This is a genomic window from Nocardiopsis sp. NPDC050513 (genome assembly GCF_044457925.1).
Lineage (GTDB): Bacteria > Actinomycetota > Actinomycetes > Streptosporangiales > Streptosporangiaceae > Nocardiopsis.
In genome coordinates this window covers 21456-36666 of sequence record NZ_JBITHK010000020.1, presented here as the reverse complement: position 1 = coordinate 36666, position 15211 = coordinate 21456, and the positions used below count along the sequence as shown (strand labels likewise).

General features: G+C 73.2%; 14 protein-coding genes. 8 read left to right on the top strand and 6 right to left on the bottom strand.

All coding sequences use genetic code 11. From position 1 onward, the window contains the following. Positions 1 to 33 precede the first annotated feature (33 nt). Entirely contained in the window at positions 34 to 663 is a 630-nt protein-coding gene (locus ACIBFB_RS25690) for a glyoxalase (RefSeq protein ID WP_397234443.1), read from the top strand. A 26-nt stretch (positions 664 to 689) separates the two neighbouring features. Here ACIBFB_RS25690 and sigJ read toward each other — a convergent pair whose 3' ends face one another. Continuing rightward, a complete protein-coding gene (gene sigJ / locus ACIBFB_RS25685; protein ID WP_397234441.1) occupies positions 690 to 1589 on the bottom strand; it encodes an RNA polymerase sigma factor SigJ in 900 nt (299 codons plus the stop codon). Positions 1590 to 1688: 99 nt separating this feature from the next. Here sigJ and ACIBFB_RS25680 point away from each other — a divergent pair, with 99 nt between their 5' ends. Beyond that, entirely contained in the window at positions 1689 to 2999 is a 1311-nt protein-coding gene (locus ACIBFB_RS25680; protein ID WP_397234439.1) for an FAD-binding oxidoreductase, read from the top strand. A gap of 217 nt (positions 3000 to 3216) precedes the next feature. After that, on the top strand, positions 3217 to 3732 hold the full coding sequence (locus tag ACIBFB_RS25675) for a DUF1203 domain-containing protein (protein WP_397234437.1): 516 nt from the start codon (positions 3217 to 3219) through the stop codon (positions 3730 to 3732). Positions 3733 to 3747: 15 nt separating this feature from the next. Here the strand turns inward: ACIBFB_RS25675 and ACIBFB_RS25670 are convergent, their stop codons facing one another. The 3 genes from ACIBFB_RS25670 to ACIBFB_RS25660 all read right to left on the bottom strand — a co-directional run bounded on the left by ACIBFB_RS25670 (position 3748) and on the right by ACIBFB_RS25660 (position 5484). Next, positions 3748 to 4425, bottom strand: a complete 678-nt coding sequence (locus tag ACIBFB_RS25670; RefSeq protein WP_397234435.1) for an HD domain-containing protein — start codon at positions 4423 to 4425, stop codon at positions 3748 to 3750. Between the two features lie 36 nt (positions 4426 to 4461). Further along, positions 4462 to 4932: a hypothetical protein gene (locus ACIBFB_RS25665; protein ID WP_397234433.1), complete on the bottom strand. Its 471-nt coding sequence runs from the start codon at positions 4930 to 4932 to the stop codon at positions 4462 to 4464. 111 nt (positions 4933 to 5043) lie between these two features. Continuing rightward, the gene (locus tag ACIBFB_RS25660) at positions 5044 to 5484 is read right to left on the bottom strand and encodes a MarR family winged helix-turn-helix transcriptional regulator (RefSeq protein WP_397234431.1); all 441 of its coding nucleotides are present in this window, start codon (positions 5482 to 5484) and stop codon (positions 5044 to 5046) included. Positions 5485 to 5706: 222 nt separating this feature from the next. Here ACIBFB_RS25660 and ACIBFB_RS25655 point away from each other — a divergent pair, with 222 nt between their 5' ends. Genes ACIBFB_RS25655 through ACIBFB_RS25645 form a run of 3 tightly spaced genes read left to right on the top strand, consistent with a single transcriptional unit; the run spans position 5707 to position 8921 of the window. Further along, positions 5707 to 6567, top strand: coding sequence for a polyphosphate polymerase domain-containing protein (locus tag ACIBFB_RS25655; RefSeq protein WP_397234429.1), 861 nt, complete (start codon positions 5707 to 5709; stop codon positions 6565 to 6567). 48 nt (positions 6568 to 6615) lie between these two features. Beyond that, entirely contained in the window at positions 6616 to 7302 is a 687-nt protein-coding gene (locus tag ACIBFB_RS25650; protein WP_397234427.1) for a DUF4956 domain-containing protein, read from the top strand. Positions 7303 to 7307: 5 nt separating this feature from the next. Then, positions 7308 to 8921, top strand: a complete 1614-nt coding sequence (locus tag ACIBFB_RS25645) for a CotH kinase family protein (protein ID WP_397234425.1) — start codon at positions 7308 to 7310, stop codon at positions 8919 to 8921. Positions 8922 to 9071: 150 nt separating this feature from the next. Here ACIBFB_RS25645 and ACIBFB_RS25640 read toward each other — a convergent pair whose 3' ends face one another. Both ACIBFB_RS25640 and ACIBFB_RS25635 read right to left on the bottom strand, forming a co-directional pair. Next, the gene (locus ACIBFB_RS25640) at positions 9072 to 10301 is read right to left on the bottom strand and encodes a glycosyltransferase family 4 protein (protein ID WP_397234423.1); all 1230 of its coding nucleotides are present in this window, start codon (positions 10299 to 10301) and stop codon (positions 9072 to 9074) included. After that, positions 10298 to 11077 carry a hypothetical protein gene (locus ACIBFB_RS25635; protein ID WP_397234421.1) on the bottom strand — a complete coding sequence of 260 codons (780 nt, stop codon included), beginning with the start codon at positions 11075 to 11077 and terminating at the stop codon, positions 10298 to 10300. Before ACIBFB_RS25635 ends, ACIBFB_RS25640 begins: the two co-directional genes overlap by 4 nt. 506 nt (positions 11078 to 11583) lie before the next feature. On the opposite strand from ACIBFB_RS25635, the gene ACIBFB_RS25630 reads away from it, so the two are divergent. Continuing rightward, positions 11584 to 12942, top strand: coding sequence for an MFS transporter (locus tag ACIBFB_RS25630; RefSeq protein ID WP_397234419.1), 1359 nt, complete (start codon positions 11584 to 11586; stop codon positions 12940 to 12942). Between the two features lie 229 nt (positions 12943 to 13171). Further along, positions 13172 to 14863: a hypothetical protein gene (locus ACIBFB_RS25625; protein ID WP_397234417.1), complete on the top strand. Its 1692-nt coding sequence runs from the start codon at positions 13172 to 13174 to the stop codon at positions 14861 to 14863. The last annotated feature ends 348 nt before the right edge of the window (positions 14864 to 15211 follow it).

Sequence of the window (15211 nt, the reverse complement as noted above, 5' to 3'; positions counted from 1 at the left end):
GTCGGCCGCGGAGCCGGAACTAGCGTGACGGGCATGGCATCCATCGCATCCATCACCCTCGACGTGGCCGACCCCGCGGCCGCGAACCGCTTCTACACCGCCTTCGGCGTGGACTCCCTGATCCGTCTGAGGGCCTCCCAGGAACCCTCGACGGGCTTCCGCGGATTCACGCTCGCGCTCACCGTGGCGCAGCCGGCCGACGTCGACGGCCTCGTGGCCGCCGCCGCGGACGCGGGGGCCACGACGCTGAAGCCCGCCGCGAAGTCGCTCTGGGGCTACGGCGGTGTCGTCCAGGCGCCGGACGGGGCGATCTGGAAGGTCGCGACCTCGGCGAAGAAGGACACCGGACCCGCCACCCTCCGGATCGACGACGTCGTGCTCCTGCTGGGCGTCGCCGACATGGCCGCGAGCAGGAGCTTCTACGTCGACCGCGGACTCGCGGTGGCGAGGAGCTTCGGCCGCACCTACGTCGAGTTCGCCGCCGGGACGGGTCCCGTGAAGCTGGCGCTGTACCGGCGCCGTGCCCTCGCCAAGGACCTCGGCGTCTCCCCCGAGGGCACCGGGGCGCACCGGCTCGCGATCGGCGGCGACGCCGGGCCGTTCACCGACCCGGACGGGTTCGCGTGGGAGGCGGTGGACGCGCCCCGTCCGGGCCTGGTGTGACCCGGACGGGGCGCGGGGCGGGACGTTCAGCCCCGTCCGCCCCCGTCCAGGACGGCCAGGTCGATCCGGGCCAGGCGCACCGGGTCGGCCAGCGCGTCGATGCGCACGATCAGCCCGTCCGCCACGGTGAACCCCATGACGGAGAACGGCCGGCCCCCGTCGTCGAGCACGACGACCCCCGCGCCCCCGTTGACCAGGGCGGGCCGCACGAACTCCGCGGGACGCGCGTAGCTGATCGCGGAACGGGCCACGGCCTCGGCGCCGTGCACCACGGCCGCCACCCCCGGGCGCAGCGCGCCCCAGTCGGCGTGGGTCTCCACCCGCGGGTCCAGCACGCGCAGGAGCGCCTCGAAGTCGCCGCCGCGCGCGGCGGAGAGGAAGGCCTCCACCACCCGCCGCTGCAGGACGGGATCGGGGTCGGGCCGCGGCGCGACCCCCTGGACCCTGCGGCGGGCGCGGCTGGCCAACTGGCGTGCGGCGGCGGGGGCGCGGTCGACGATCGGGGCGATCTGGTCGAAGGGCACCGCGAACATGTCGTGCAGGACGAACGCCACCCGCTCGGCGGGCGGCAGCGTGTCCAGGACGACGAGGAGCGCCAGGCCCACCGAGTCGGCCATGAGGGCCTCGTGCTCGGGGCCCGAACGCTCGGCGGGGGCGACGATCGGGTCGGGAAGGTGCGCGCCCACCGGGTCCTCCCGGCGTGACGTGCGCGAGCGCAGCATGTCCAGGCACACCCGGCCCACCACCGTGGTCAGCCACCCGGCGAGGTTCTCGATCTCCTCGGCGTCGGTGCGGCTCAGCCGGATCCACGCCTCCTGGACGGCGTCGTCGGTCTCGGCGAGCGAGCCGAGCATCCGGTAGGCGACCGCGTGGAGGCGCCCCCGCTGTTCCTCGAAGCGCTCGGCCAGAAATTCCTTCGTGTCCACCCGTCACACCTTTCCTTCGTGATCCGTCACAAGGATGACGAACCGAACGGGCCGCCGTGAGCGGCCCCGCGCTGAGGCGCACACCCGAGGAGCGATCGCGTGACAACCCTGGACAAGCTTCCCACCCTCGTCGACGGCCGCGTCCTCCTGGACGGCGACGAGGGCTTCGATGCGGCCCGCACACCGTGGAACCTGGCGGTGCGCCAGCCGGTGGCCGCCGTGGTGGAGGCCGCCGACGCCGATGACGTGGCCGCGGTGGCCCGCTTCGCCCGGACCGCCGGGTTCACCGTGTCGGCGCAGCCCAGCGGGCACGGCGCCTCGGGCAACACGCAAGGGGTGATCCTCCTGCGCACGAGGGCTCTGGACGAGGTGCGGGTGGATCCGCGCGGCCGCACCGCCCGGGTGGGGGCGGGCGCGACCTGGGGCCAGGTGCAGGCCGCCGCCGGGCCGCACGGGCTGACCGGCCTGGCGGGCAGTTCGCCGGGTGTGAGCGCGGTCGGCTACACCCTGGGCGGCGGGGTCAGCTGGTTCGGCCGTGCGTTCGGCTGGGCGTCCGACAGTGTGACCGCGTTCGAGGTCGTGGACGCCGACGGCGCCCGGGGCCGGGTCACGGCCCAGTCCGACCCCGACCTGTTCTGGGCGCTGCGCGGCGGCGGGGGCGACCACGCTCTGGTGACCGCCATGGAGTTCGACCTGCACGCGGCCCCCGCCCTGTACGGCGGCCGGATGGTGTGGCCGGGACACATGGCCGAGGCGGCCATGGACGCCTTCCGGCGGGTGACCGCGACGGCTCCTCGGGAGCTGAGCACGTGGCTCACCCGTCTCCAGGTGCCCGGGCAGGACGCGATGGTCGTGGTGGACGTCACCTATCTGGGCGGGGAGGCGGAGGCCAAGGAGCTGCTGCGCCCCCTGGAGGGAGTCGGCGCCCCGCTGTCGGACTCGCGCGGCCCGCTCTCCCCGGCCGACCTGGGCTCGGTCACCTCCGACCCCCTCGATCCCGCTCCGGGCCAGTCCCGGGCCGAGCTGCTCACCGGCCTGGACGACGGTGCCGCCGAGGCGCTGCTCGGCGCGCCCGTCGCGCCGATGCTGCTCGCCCAGGTCCGCCACCTGGGCGGCGCGCTGGCCGGGCCCTCCGACAGCCCGCAGGGGCCGATGGCCGAGCCGTACGCGCTGTACATGTTCGGTGTGCCCGCCACCGCCGAGGCCGCCGAGGGCGTGCGGGCCCGCCAGGCGGAGTTCGCCGCGGCGCTCGCGCCGTACGTGAGCGGGCGCACCCCCTTCACGCTGTTGGCGCCGGGGAAGACGGCGGCGTCCGCGTTCTCGCCGGAGGCCCTGGAGCGGCTCCGGGAGGTCAAGCGGGCCCGCGACCCGCAGGGCGTGATCCGGAGCAACTACCCGGTCCTGGGCTGATCGTCCCGCCGCCGACGGGCGTGCGACGGCACCGCCCGCCCGCCTCTCGCTCCGCGCCCGGAGCGAGAGGCGGACGGCGTCGAGGAGTCGATCCGACGACGAGTCGACATGGGGACCTGTCCACCGCGCCGGGGCCGCCCGGCCTGGGTCCCGGAACGGAGAACGCGGTGTCCGATCTCCGCCAGCGCACGCGGGCCCCGGTCGGGATGCTGGACCCATGACCTCGACACACCACGCCAGTGCGATCGCCCCCGCCGTGCTCGCGGAGCTGCGCGAACGGGACGACGCGGGGTACGCCCGCGCCCCCTTCACCGACGACGAGGGCGGTGCGCCGCTGCGGTGCTGCCTGCGGCGCAGCGATCCGGGTGAGCGCCTCATGCTCGTCACGTACGCGCCTCTGCGGCGCTGGGCGGCGGACACCGGCGCGGACCCCGGGCCCTACGACGAGTGCGGGCCCGTCTTCGTCCACGCCGGAGAGTGCCCCGGACCCGCCGACGGCCCGGGGCGCCCTCCCATCCTCGACGGGTCGCGCCGTGTGCTGCGCGCCTACGACTCCCGTGGGCACATCCTGTGCGGACGGCTGGTGGAGCCGGTCCCGGACCCGAGGGGAGCGTCCGAACTCGACGACGCCCTGCGTGACCTGTTCGCGGACCGGGGGGTCGCGCTCGTGCACGCCCGCGCCGTCGAGTTCGGCTGCTTCCTCGTGGAGTTCCGCCGGGACGTCCCCGCCTGACCCCGTGCCGCCCGCTCAGGCGGTGGGTCCGTACCCCTCGTAGTCCCGCCAGGTGGGCTCGGCGGTCATGAGCTCACGCCAGGTGGGCCACCGCTCCCCGGTCCGCTGGCGGACGAGTTCACCCGGGAGGCTGAACGGCGGGGCCTTGTGCGGCTTGGCGAGCGCCTGGTCGACGATCGTGTCGAACAGCACCGCCGCGCCGTGCAGACGGGGGAACGAGGCGTGCACCCGGGCGACGAACTCCTCCGGGAGAGCGGGGCCGTCCGGCCCCAGGGGACCCAGGTCGAGCCCCGCGCCGGAGTTCACCAGCGCGATCTCCGGGCGTTTGCGGCGCGCGACGTGCGGTACCAGGTGCAGGGCGATCGCGTCCCAGACGACCTCCACCCGGTCGTCCGCGAGGCCCAGGCCGGACAGGAACTCGGCGGCCAGGTCGGCGCCGTCGACGTCGAAGGTCTGGTCCCGGTCGCCCTCGTCCGTCAGGCCGATGTCGTGGAGCACGCAGCCCAGGTAGAGGAGTTCGTCGTCGTAGTCGTGGCCGGGGCGCAGGCCCTGGTGCTCGCCGAGGAAGCGCCCGTAGAGGTAGGTGCGGACGCTGTGGTGGAAGACCGCGGGGGACTCGGTGCCGCGGGCGAGGCGCGTCGCGTTCCGCGCCAGGTCGGTGTCGGGCAGGTTCAGGTCGTCGGTCGTGGACACGGGTCGGCCTCCAGCGGGCTCGTGGACGGGCGGCGGTCAGGCGTGGTCGCCGGGGCGGACGATCATGAGCACGACCACGGCGGCCCACAGCAGGTTGAAGATCCCGGTGAGCGCCGAGAGCGTGCTCAGTGCTCCGCGATCGCCCGGTTCCCGCAGGGCCCGCCGCTGGCGCGGGTAGATCTGCCAGGCCAGCAGGACGCCCGCGGCGGCGGTGAGGACCATGGAGACGTTGATCCAGACCTCCCCCATCCGCCCCTGCGCGACGGCCAGGGCGATCCCGGCCATGGGCACGGTGACGCCGAGGATCGAGTAGACGCGGGTCGTGCGGTGCAGTGACAGGGCGACCCTCCGGCTTCGCTCGTCCTCGGGCGCCGCGGCGCCGGACGGGGCGGCGGGGACCGGTGCGGCCACCGGCGCGTAGCGGGGGAACAGGCTCGTGGCGACGGTCGCTCCGCCGACGAACACGATGCTCGCCAGGACGTGGACCGACAGCAGGACGTGCTCCATCGGTGCTCCTTCCAACCTTCAGTGTGTTTGAAGGCTATCTCATGCTTCAGGAAGGTTGAAGGTAGGGGCGGGGAAACGCGGGGGAGCGCGCCGCGGCCGGAGGGTCCGGGGTCAGCCGCCCGCGGGGAACGCTCGGCGGATGGTCCCCGCGATCTCCCGGGGAACCGGTTCCGCCTCCGGGCCGAACATCTTCTCGTCGACCGCGGAGATCGCCTCCCTCGCCCTGTCGAGCAGGTCGGCCCCCTCGGACGTCAGTTCGATCTCCGACGCCGAGCCGGCGCGGGCGGTGAGGTCGCGCACCAGCCCCGCGGACTGGAGCGCCCTGATCCCCGTGTGCACGCTCTGCACCGTCACTCCGCCCATGCGCGCCAGTTCGCTGAACGAGGCGCCCGGCAGGCTGGCGACGTGGCCGAGCAGCGCCAGGCGCGCGACGGTCAGGTCCAGCGGCGCGAGCGCGGCGTTCAGTTCGGCCTCCAGGCGGCGTGCCAGCGTCAACACGATGATGGAGGGGCTCGTCACCGGCGGTTCGGGGCGGGTGCTTTCGGTGCTCACCGGTCCAGTCTCCCGCACGGCCGGCCTCCCGCGCCCCACGGCGAACAGCCTCCGGTCCCCGGCGGCAGCGTTCTCACCCGAATCCAACCTTGGGCCGGATCCCTCCTCCCACCTGGGGTTCGGCCCCGGTCTCCCAGGAAACTCCCAGGAAGTTCTCCCCCTCGTCACACACGTGTCGACTTGTGTCCTTCTCGACGTCACCACGAGAGGAGGGCAATCGACGTGCGACCACAGCGAGCCCCGAGGACCGTCGGTCCCGGGGGACCCACCGCGGAGGACGAGGCCGGTCACCGGTTGCGGACGCCGAGCACACTGCACGCCTTCAACCGGTACGAACTCAAGTACCTGGTCCCCGTGTCCCGCGCGGCCGACGTGCGCGCCGAACTCGCCGCGCGCATGCGTCCCGACCGCAACGGGGACGGCACGGGATACGGCGTCTGGAGCCTCTACTACGACACCCGGGCGCTGCGCTTCTACCACGAGAAGATCGAGGGCCTCCGGTTCCGCCGCAAGCTGCGCGTCCGGCGCTACGGCGAGGTCGGCGCCGCCCCCGACGACACACCCGTGTCGGTCGAGATCAAGCAGCGGGTCAACCGGGTCACGCAGAAGCGCCGCGTCCTGCTCCCCTACGACCAGGCGCGGGCCCTGTGCGACCGGCGCGTGCGGATCGAGCACCCCGGCGCGGACCAGGCGTTCGTCGACGAGGTCCTCGACCTGATCGTCCGGCTCGACCTGCGGCCCACCGCGATGACCGGGTACCGCCGCGAGCCCTACGTCGGTGCCGACGCCGACCTCGGCCTGCGCGTGACCCTCGACCACCGCGTCCGGGGCCGCGACCGCGACTTCGACCTGCGCGCGGAGGCCGAGAGCCGCTACATCGTCGACCCGCACCTCGTGGTGATGGAGGTCAAGGCCAACGAACGCGCGCCCTACTGGGTGACGGACATGGCCGCGCGCCTCGACCTCCAGGTGGAGCGGATCTCCAAGTACTGCCAGAGCGTGGAGGCCTTCGGCATGGCCCCGCGCTCGGTCTTCCACGTCCCGGAGGGGGACGATTCCGTCCTCCGCGCCGCCTCCTCCTGACCGGGCGGCCACCGGCCGACCCGACCGACCAGACACCGAGAGCACACCATGAACCTCGACTTCGGCATCACCGACCTGTCCGGCACGTTCAGCGTCACGGACGTGGTCCTGGCACTGTCCCTGGCCTTTTTGACCAGCCTCGTGGTCGCGTGGACCTACCGCTCCACGCACCGCAACATCTCCTACAGCCAGAGCTACGTCCACACCCTCGTCATCCTGGGCATGCTCATCGCCCTGATCATGCTGGTGGTGGGCTCCAACATCGCCCGCGCGTTCGCCCTGGTGGGCGCGCTCTCCGTGGTCCGCTTCCGCAACGCGATCAAGGAGACCCGCGACGTCGGGTTCATCTTCCTGGTCATGGGCGTGGGGATGGCCTGCGGCACCCGCTTCTACACGCTGGCGGTCATCGCCACCCTGGTCATCTGCGCGGTCATCCTGCTCATGCACCGCTTCAACTGGTTCGCGCTGAACGTCCAGCGCCAGGTGGTCAAGGTCCAGGTCCCCGCCGACGGCGTCGACCACGAGCCCGCGATCGACGACGTGCTCGTCCGCTACACCGACGAGTACGAGCTGATCAGCACCGAGACCGTGCGCGGCGGCGCCCTGTTGGAGCTGGCCTACACGGCGCGGCTGAAGAAGGGCGTGCGGGCCGGCGACGTGATCGACCGGCTGCGCGCGATCAACGCCGGTCAGAAGGCCACCGTGCTGACCGGCTACGACCAGACGGACCTGTGATCGCGGTGGCCGACGACGATCACTCCCCGCGCCTGGCGCGGTCCACCCGCCCGCGCCACCGGGTCCCGGTCCGGCTGCGCCAGCACTGGAAACCCGCCGCGGCGGTGCTCACGGCCCTCGCCGTCCTGGTCCTGGCGTTCGGCGAGGCACGGATCCGCCCCTACGTCACGTCCGAACTCGTCTCGGCGGACACCGTCGTCGAGGACGTCGCGGGCACCGCCGACCTGTTCGGCGACGGCGCCCACGCCATCGAGGTGACGTTCGACCGGTCCGAGTACGAGGAGATGCTGGAGACCTTCCGCGAAGAGGGGGAGAAGGAGTACATCCGGGCGGACGTCGTGATCGACGGAACCGCGGTCTCCGACGTCGGGCTCCGGCTCAAGGGCAACTCGACCCTGATGGGCCTGCGGTCGGACGGCGGCGACGGGGAGGACGCCGACACCGGGCGGGCCGGAGGTCCGAGCGCGACCACCCTCTCCGACGACCAGCCCGAGACGCTCCCGTGGCTGATCAGCTTCGACGAGTTCGCCGAGGGCCGCGCCTACCAGGGCCACACCGAGATCGCCCTGCGTCCGGCCACCTCGACCTCGGACACCGCCCTGAACGAGGCCCTCGCCCTGGAGCTGACGGCGGCGGACGGGCAGACCGCACAGGACCACGCGTTCACCTCGGTCACGGTCAACGGCGGGGAGGCGGCGACCCGCATCCTCGTGGACGCCCCCGACGCGCAGTGGGCGGACGCCCTCGGCGACGGCGTGCTCTACAAGGCCGGGGCCGAGGGGTCGCTGGAGTACCTGGGCGGCGACCCCACCGACTACGAGGACGCCTTCACGCAGATCAACGACGAGGGAGGACACGACCTCCAACCGGTCATGGACCTGCTGGAGTTCATCGAGGAGGCGGACGACGAGGAGTTCGCCGAGGAGCTGGACGCGTACCTGGACACGGAGGCCTTCGCGCGCTACCTGGCGCTCCAGGCCCTCATCTCCAACGGCGACGCCATGGACGGCCCGGGCAACAACTACTACCTCTGGTACGACACGGAGGAGGAGCGGTTCACCGTGCTGTCGTGGGACCTGAACGGGGCCTTCGGCGGGATGGGGATGGGTTTCGGCGCCGACGCGGCGGGGGGCGGACAGCTGCCCGGGGGTGCCGAGGCGCCCGAGGGCATGCAGCCGCCTGGGGGAGGCGAGTTCCAGGGGACGCAGACCCCCGAAGGGACGGAGGCGCCCGAGGGCGACGAACGATCGGAGGGCATGGCCGGAGGCGGCAGAGGCAGCGGGGAACTCAAGGAGCGGTTCCTGGCCGACGCCGGGTTCGAGGAGATGTACCGGCAGGCGTACGCCGACATGTACGAGGACCTGATCGCCGGCGGAACCGCCGCCGACCTGCTGGAGGACATCGTGGCCAGCGCGGAGGCCGCGGGCGACGAGGGCGCGGCCCAGGCGGGGGAGCGGCTCGCCGAGTCGATCGCCGCCGTGGCGGAGACCCCGCAGGAGGCCGCGCTACCCGGACCCCGGGCCGACGGGGTCCGGCAGGGGACGGAGGTCCCCGACGCCTCAGCCGCCGACGGCGCCGCCGAGGCCGCGTCGACCCGAGGCACGGCGGCCGGGGCCTGACGCTCACGGCCAGGGGAACACGGCGTCCGGGGCGCCCGCGGCACGCGACACACCCCGGCTCCGAGTCCCGGTCGCGGAGCACATCGCGACCGGGACACCGAGGCCGCCCCGGCGGAACCGCCGGGGCGGTCCGGATCGGCGTCGCCGGACTCAGGCGGCGGTACCGGACGGTGCCGCGCCGCGGACGCGTCGCGCACGTCGGCCGGGTTCCTTGGCCGCCGACCGCGCGGCCAGGAAGGCGTTCCAGCGCTCGACCACCGGCTCCATGGCGTAGGAGGCGGCGGCCCCGACCGCCGCCTCGCCCATCCGCAGCCGCTCGTCCCGGTCCTCGACCAGCCGCAGCAGCCCCGCCGCGAGCGCGTCCACGTCCTGGTCCGGGACGAGCAGGCCGTTGCGGCCGTGCTCGATGATCTCCCCCGGCCCGTGCGGGCAGTCGAAGCTGACCGCCGGGACGCCCACCGAGAAGCCCTCGATGATGGTCATCCCGAACCCCTCCACCCGCGAGCTGACCGCGAGCAGCGACGCCTTGGCCAGTTCGCCGGTGATGTCCTTCGTCCGTCCCATGAGCGTGACCTGGTTGCTCAGCCCCAGTTCGAGGATCTTCGCGCGCAGCTGCCGGTCCAGCTTCCCGCCGCCGTAGATGCGCAGCCGCCACTCGGGGTGCTTGCGCGCCACGACCGCGAACGCCTCCATGAGCTTGGGGTACTGCTTGACGGGGGCCATACGGCCGGCGCCGACGATGATCGGGTTGTCCTGCGTCGAGCGCGGGTAGTCGCGCACGGGCAGGGGGTTGGGCATCGCGGACAGCCAGTCCGGATCGGCGCCGAGCAGGCCCCGGTAGGCCGCGCGGTCGGCCTCGGTGAGCACGGTCATCCCGTCGAGCCGGGGGTACGCGTGCGCGATGGCCGTGCGGAGCCGGTCGTCGTGGTCGGCCAGGTTGACGTGTTCCTGGCCGAGGGCGAGGACGCGCCGCGGCGCCCACCGGGACAGCAGGAGGTTGAGGCCGGGGCGGGTGCCGACGACGACGTCGGCGCTCGTCCGCCGCAGGTAGCGGCGCAGCGCCGCCACGGACCGCGCGGTGAAGAAGTTCGCCCGCCCGGCCTCCGGCGCGGTGACGAGCCGGGTGACCGCGCGCCGGTTGAGCAGGAGTTCGCCCATGCCGGGGGACGTGCGGGGCTCCTGTTCGGCGGCCTTCCCGACCGCGGACAGAGCGCGCAGCCCGACCCCGTCGGGTACGGGGAAGAACGGGGTGTCCGTGTGCCGCACGAGGCTGACGATCTCCACCTCGTGGTGGGCGGAGAGCCCTTCGGCGAGGTTGAAGACCGTGCGGATCGTGCCGCCCATCCCGTAGCCGTTGGCGATGAGGAAGGCGATCTTCACGCCGCGCCCCCGCTCCGCGCGGTGGCGAGCAGGGAGAACTCGTCCCTGACCGTGTAGTACGGCCGGACGCGGACCGCGGTGTCCGCGTCGCCTCCGGCCAGGTCCACACCGGCGTAGACGACCTTGCCCTTCTTGCCGACGACGTCGTCGGCGTGCGAGGCGAGCCGCAGTTCCGCCCCGTCGTCGGGAAGGCGCAGCCACAGGTCCCACTCGTTGTGCTCGCGCCTGGGCTGGAAGGCCCCGGCGAGCGGCGGCAACGGGATCGCGCACTCGAAACGGCCGCCGTCGAGCCGCGCGGGAGCGGTCTCCACCCCGCCGAGGCCGCGCTGGCGGGCGACGACCTCGCCGGCCGCGACGCCGTCCCGCTCGGGCGAGTAGGCGAGGAAGCCCGAGACGGTGACCGCCTCGGGAGCGACCTCGACCCACTCCACCTCCGCGTACGGCGTGACACGGGCGGACACGAGCCGCAACCGCCCCCGCGGGTCGCGGATCGCGCGCAGGTCGCGCGTACGCGGACGTCGGACGTAGTCGGCCCGGTGGCTCAGGCTCAGCCCCGAGTCACGGGTCAGGACCGGGTTCGCGGCTCCCGACCGATCGACCGATACGACGTCCCACGTCCCGTCCTCCAACGCGAGGCCGGCGAGCCGGGCGCGGACGAGCCTGCCCTCCCGCTCCACGTCGGTGACCGCTACCGCGTCCCCCTCCGACTCGCACCGCACCAGGGCCAACCCCGACCCGGGGTCCTCCCCGTCGGCCGCGAGCCGTAGCTCCAACACGTCTCTCGCGGTGATCCGACTGCGTTCGGCGTGCACTGATCCTCCCCAGGAATCCTGGCGGGCCGACCTGGGACGACGGACATCCTCGGGTGCGGCCCGCGACGCTCTCGACCACTCCCTGTGAGCGGGGATGGAGTGATACGTGGCAATAGTGGCAAATGAGATGTTTTGTTTACCTAAGTGAGCTATTGCCGTTCACCCCCGCGGAGGTTCACCGTGCGTCGGACTTCTTCGTCGCCGAACCTCCCGACGGCGTCCTGAGCAGGGCTTTTCTCGCGCGTGGTCGCACAGCGACTCCGGCGCCTCACCGACCGTTCGGTCAGTTCACACCTGCCGAGCTGCGGAAAAGCCCACCCCGCGAGAAAAGTGGACTGTGTCACATGGGATCGTGTCCTCGGACTCATCACCGGTGCACCCCGGCGTCCCCGTCCTGGACGCCCGCCGGTCGAGGGTCCGAGGGTCAGATCCGGCCCCGCGCGGGCCGGTCGAGAGCAAACGGAGTACCCATGGCATCTTCCGACCCCCAGGTCGTACCAGAGGGCACCGCAACCGAACAGCGGGAGAGACGCCGCGTCCTCGCCGGAACCATGGTCGGCACCACCATCGAGTGGTACGACTTCTTCATCTACGCGCAGGCGGCCGGGATCGTCCTCGCCCCGCTGTTCCTCGCGCCGCTGTCCGAGGCCAATCCCGGCGTCGCCCAGGTGCTGTCCTTCGCGACCATCGGCATCTCGTTCCTGTTCCGCCCCCTGGGCGCCGTGGTCGCGGGCTTCCTCGGCGACCGGCTCGGCCGGAAGCGGGTCCTCGTCGGCACCCTGGTCCTCATGGGCCTGTCCACGTGCCTCATCGGGGTGCTGCCCACCTACGCGCAGATCGGCGTGGCCGCTCCCGTGCTGCTCATCGTCCTGCGCGTGCTCCAGGGCTTCTCCGCCGGCGGCGAGTGGGGCGGCGCGGCCCTGATGTCCGTCGAGCACGCCCCCGTCGCACGGCGCGGTGTGTTCGGCGCCTACCCGCAGATCGGCGTGCCCTGCGGCATGATCCTCGCGACCTTCGTGGTGTGGGTGATCACCACCGCCATCGGCCCCGACGCGTTCGTCGCGTGGGGCTGGCGGATCCCCTTCCTCCTGTCCTTCCTGCTCATCATCGTCGGCCACCTGATCCGCAAGTCCGTCGAGGAGTCGCCGGTCTTCCGGTCGATGCGGGAGCTCAGCGCCACCGCCGCCACCCCGCTGCGCCGGCTCTTCCGGGGCAACACCCGCGAGGTGGTCCTGTCGGCCCTGATCTTCCTGGCCAACAACGCCGCCGGGTACCTGGTCATCGCCTTCGTCGCCACGTACGCCTCCCGGCCGGAGGCGGAACTGGGCCTGGGCATGGAGCGCGGTCCGGTGCTGCTGGCCACCACGCTCGCCTCGTTCGGCTGGCTCGTGTCCACGCTGTACGGCGGGTGGCTCAGCGACCGGATCGGCCGCGTGCGCACGTTCCAGATCGGCTACGCCATGCTCGCCGTCTGGTCGGTGCCGATGTGGCTGCTCATCGACACGGGCAGCATCGTCGGCTACTTCGCCGGAGTGTTCGTCTTCACGCTCGGCATGGGGCTGAGCTACGGGCCCCAGGCGGCGCTGTACGCGGAGATGTTCCCGGCGGCGATCCGCTACTCGGGCGTCTCGATCGGGTACGCGCTCGGCGCGATCATCGGCGGCGCGTTCGCTCCGATGATCGCGGAACTCCTGCTCACCAGGTTCGACGCGTCCTGGACCATCGGCGCCTACATCGTGGTGGCCGCGGCGGTCTCGTTCGCGGCGGTCACCCTGGTGAAGGAGCCGAAGGGCGTCGACCTGCACGTGGGTGACGACGCCGCGGTGTGAGGCGTCCCGGCACGGCGGCGCGGGGCGGGGCGGCGGTCCCCGCCCCGTCGTCGTGCCGGGGAGCCGCCGTGCGGACGTGTCGACTTCTCGCCGTGTCGACGGGTCTGTTTCACGTGAAACCCCGACCGGCGCCGTGCGGAGCGGGCCGGGGCCGTCCGGGGGCGCCCCTTGTCCACAGGCACGATTCTCCCCATAGCGGCCCCCTCCACGCTGTGTTTGACTCGCGGACATGCGACGCAACGACATCCACCACGGGGACGCCGACCGCATCGAGCTCGGGCCGTGGCAGCGGAGCCTGCTCCCGCGAGGGCTCTTCCGGCTGGTCGGCATCGGCGGCGCGGCCGCGGTCGTGCTGGCGGGGCTCCTCCTGTTCGGCCTGCCCCCGGCGCAGGGGTGGGCGCGTGCACCGGTATGGACCGGGGTCGTCCTCTCCGGCCTGACCCTCCTCGCCGCGTGCGGCGGTCTGGTCACGGCCGTCGCGTGGCTCCCGCGCGTCCGCACACGTCAGGGGATCGAGGCCGGGCCGTCCGGACTCCTCCTGCACCAGGACGCCCGGGGGCGTTTCCCCGGTCGGGAGCTGCTCATCCCCTGGCCGACGCTGGTCGGCACCGGTGCGCCGGTCAACCCGCGCCGGTGGGGCGGGCACGGTTTCGTCCTGCACCTGTCCGACGTCGCGCTGGGGGACAGGCCGCCGCACTGGGCGCATCTCGTCCTGGCCGGGAGCGAGCCCCCGGAGGGCGAGCCCGCAGGCGACACGGCCCGGCTCTTCCTGCAACTCCCCGCCGAGCGGGCGGAGGAGCTCTCGCGGATGGTTCGGCGGTGGAGCGGCAGGGTCGCCCGGACCGGGAGCGGCGTGGCCGTGCGGGGCTCCGTCGCCTCGACCTCGCCCCGGGGATCCGCGGTGGCACCGCCCCCCGCGTCCGGTGCGGAGGAACGGGTGGCCGTCGGGTTCGCCGGGACCCTGGCCTCCGTCGTCCTGGGCATGAGCGTGCCGACCGCCCCGGCGGTCATCCTCGTCTCCTCCCTCTCTGCCAACGGGTGGGCCGATCCGGTGACGCGGGTCGCGGCCGTGGCGACGGCCGTGTGCGCGGTGGTCGTCGCGGCGCTGGCGCCCTGGCGGCTGGCCCGGCAGGGGGTCGCCGTCGGCCCCCGGGGGATCACGGTGTTCCGGGACCGGCTGCTGTGGGCCCGGGAACGGCGGTCGCACGTGCTGTGGGAGCACGTTCTCGCCGTGGTCGCCACCCCCGAGGGCGCCGGTGGAGGCGCGTCGGCGCTGCCCTCGCTCCAGGTGTACGCCGACCGGCTGCCCGATCGCGCGGGGGTGCGCGGCCTGGCCAGGGTCGTGGCCGCGGACGAGCCCGCGCTCGGCACGATCGCCGACCGGCCGCGCCTGGTGATCCGGCTCGCGGACGTCCGGGACCGGAGCCGGATTGAGCTGCTGGTGCGCCGGGTGCGTCCCGAACGGTCCGCCGCGGACTCCCCCACCGCGCTCCGGCTGGACCCGTGGTTCGACCTGGCGAGCCGCAGCGCGCGCGTGGGGGCGCGGGTCACCTCCCACGGCCTGGTCCTCGCGCGCCGGACACGATCGTCGTCCCCCTTTCGGGAGAGCTTGGTGCCCTGGACGGACGTGCGCGAGGTCCGCCGGACGCGCGTGTTCTCCCCGCACCAGAGCTCGCCTCACACCTTCGAGCTGCGAAGACACGTTGTGGACCTGATCTTCGACGCCGAACGCCTGCCCGCGGTATCGGTGCCCGGGGTGTCGGTCCGGCACGACCGGGCAGGCGGCACCGCACGGTTGCGCCTGAGACCGGACGGCACCGGGCAACGCCTGGCGATGGCGATCGAGTCCGCCCGCAGGAGAGGCCGGGACGCCGGGCGTCCCCGTCCGGTTCCGGGCGGATGCGGACACAGGGGTGGGTAGCGGTACTCAGCACAGCCGGGGCCGGTGACCAGACCATGGAGGCCGTGACGAGGCGGACTCTCCCCCTCACCCCCAGGGCGCACGGGAGGGAAGGCGTTCGAGCGCGACGACCCGGCTCCTCCGGGGCGGCCGGCGTCCTACGGCGGCCCTCTCCGCCCAGCCCCGCCTCTCCCGGGACATGACCCCGGCCACCCGTCCACCATGGACGGTGTTCCATGTCACATCTCTGGACGAAATGTGCATAGAACCGGGCATCTCTGCGACATCTTCTTGAGTTTTTCCGGTCACTGGCGAACATATGGCCCACAACACCACCATGTCTCTGTACACCTCTCCCCGAACCAGGAG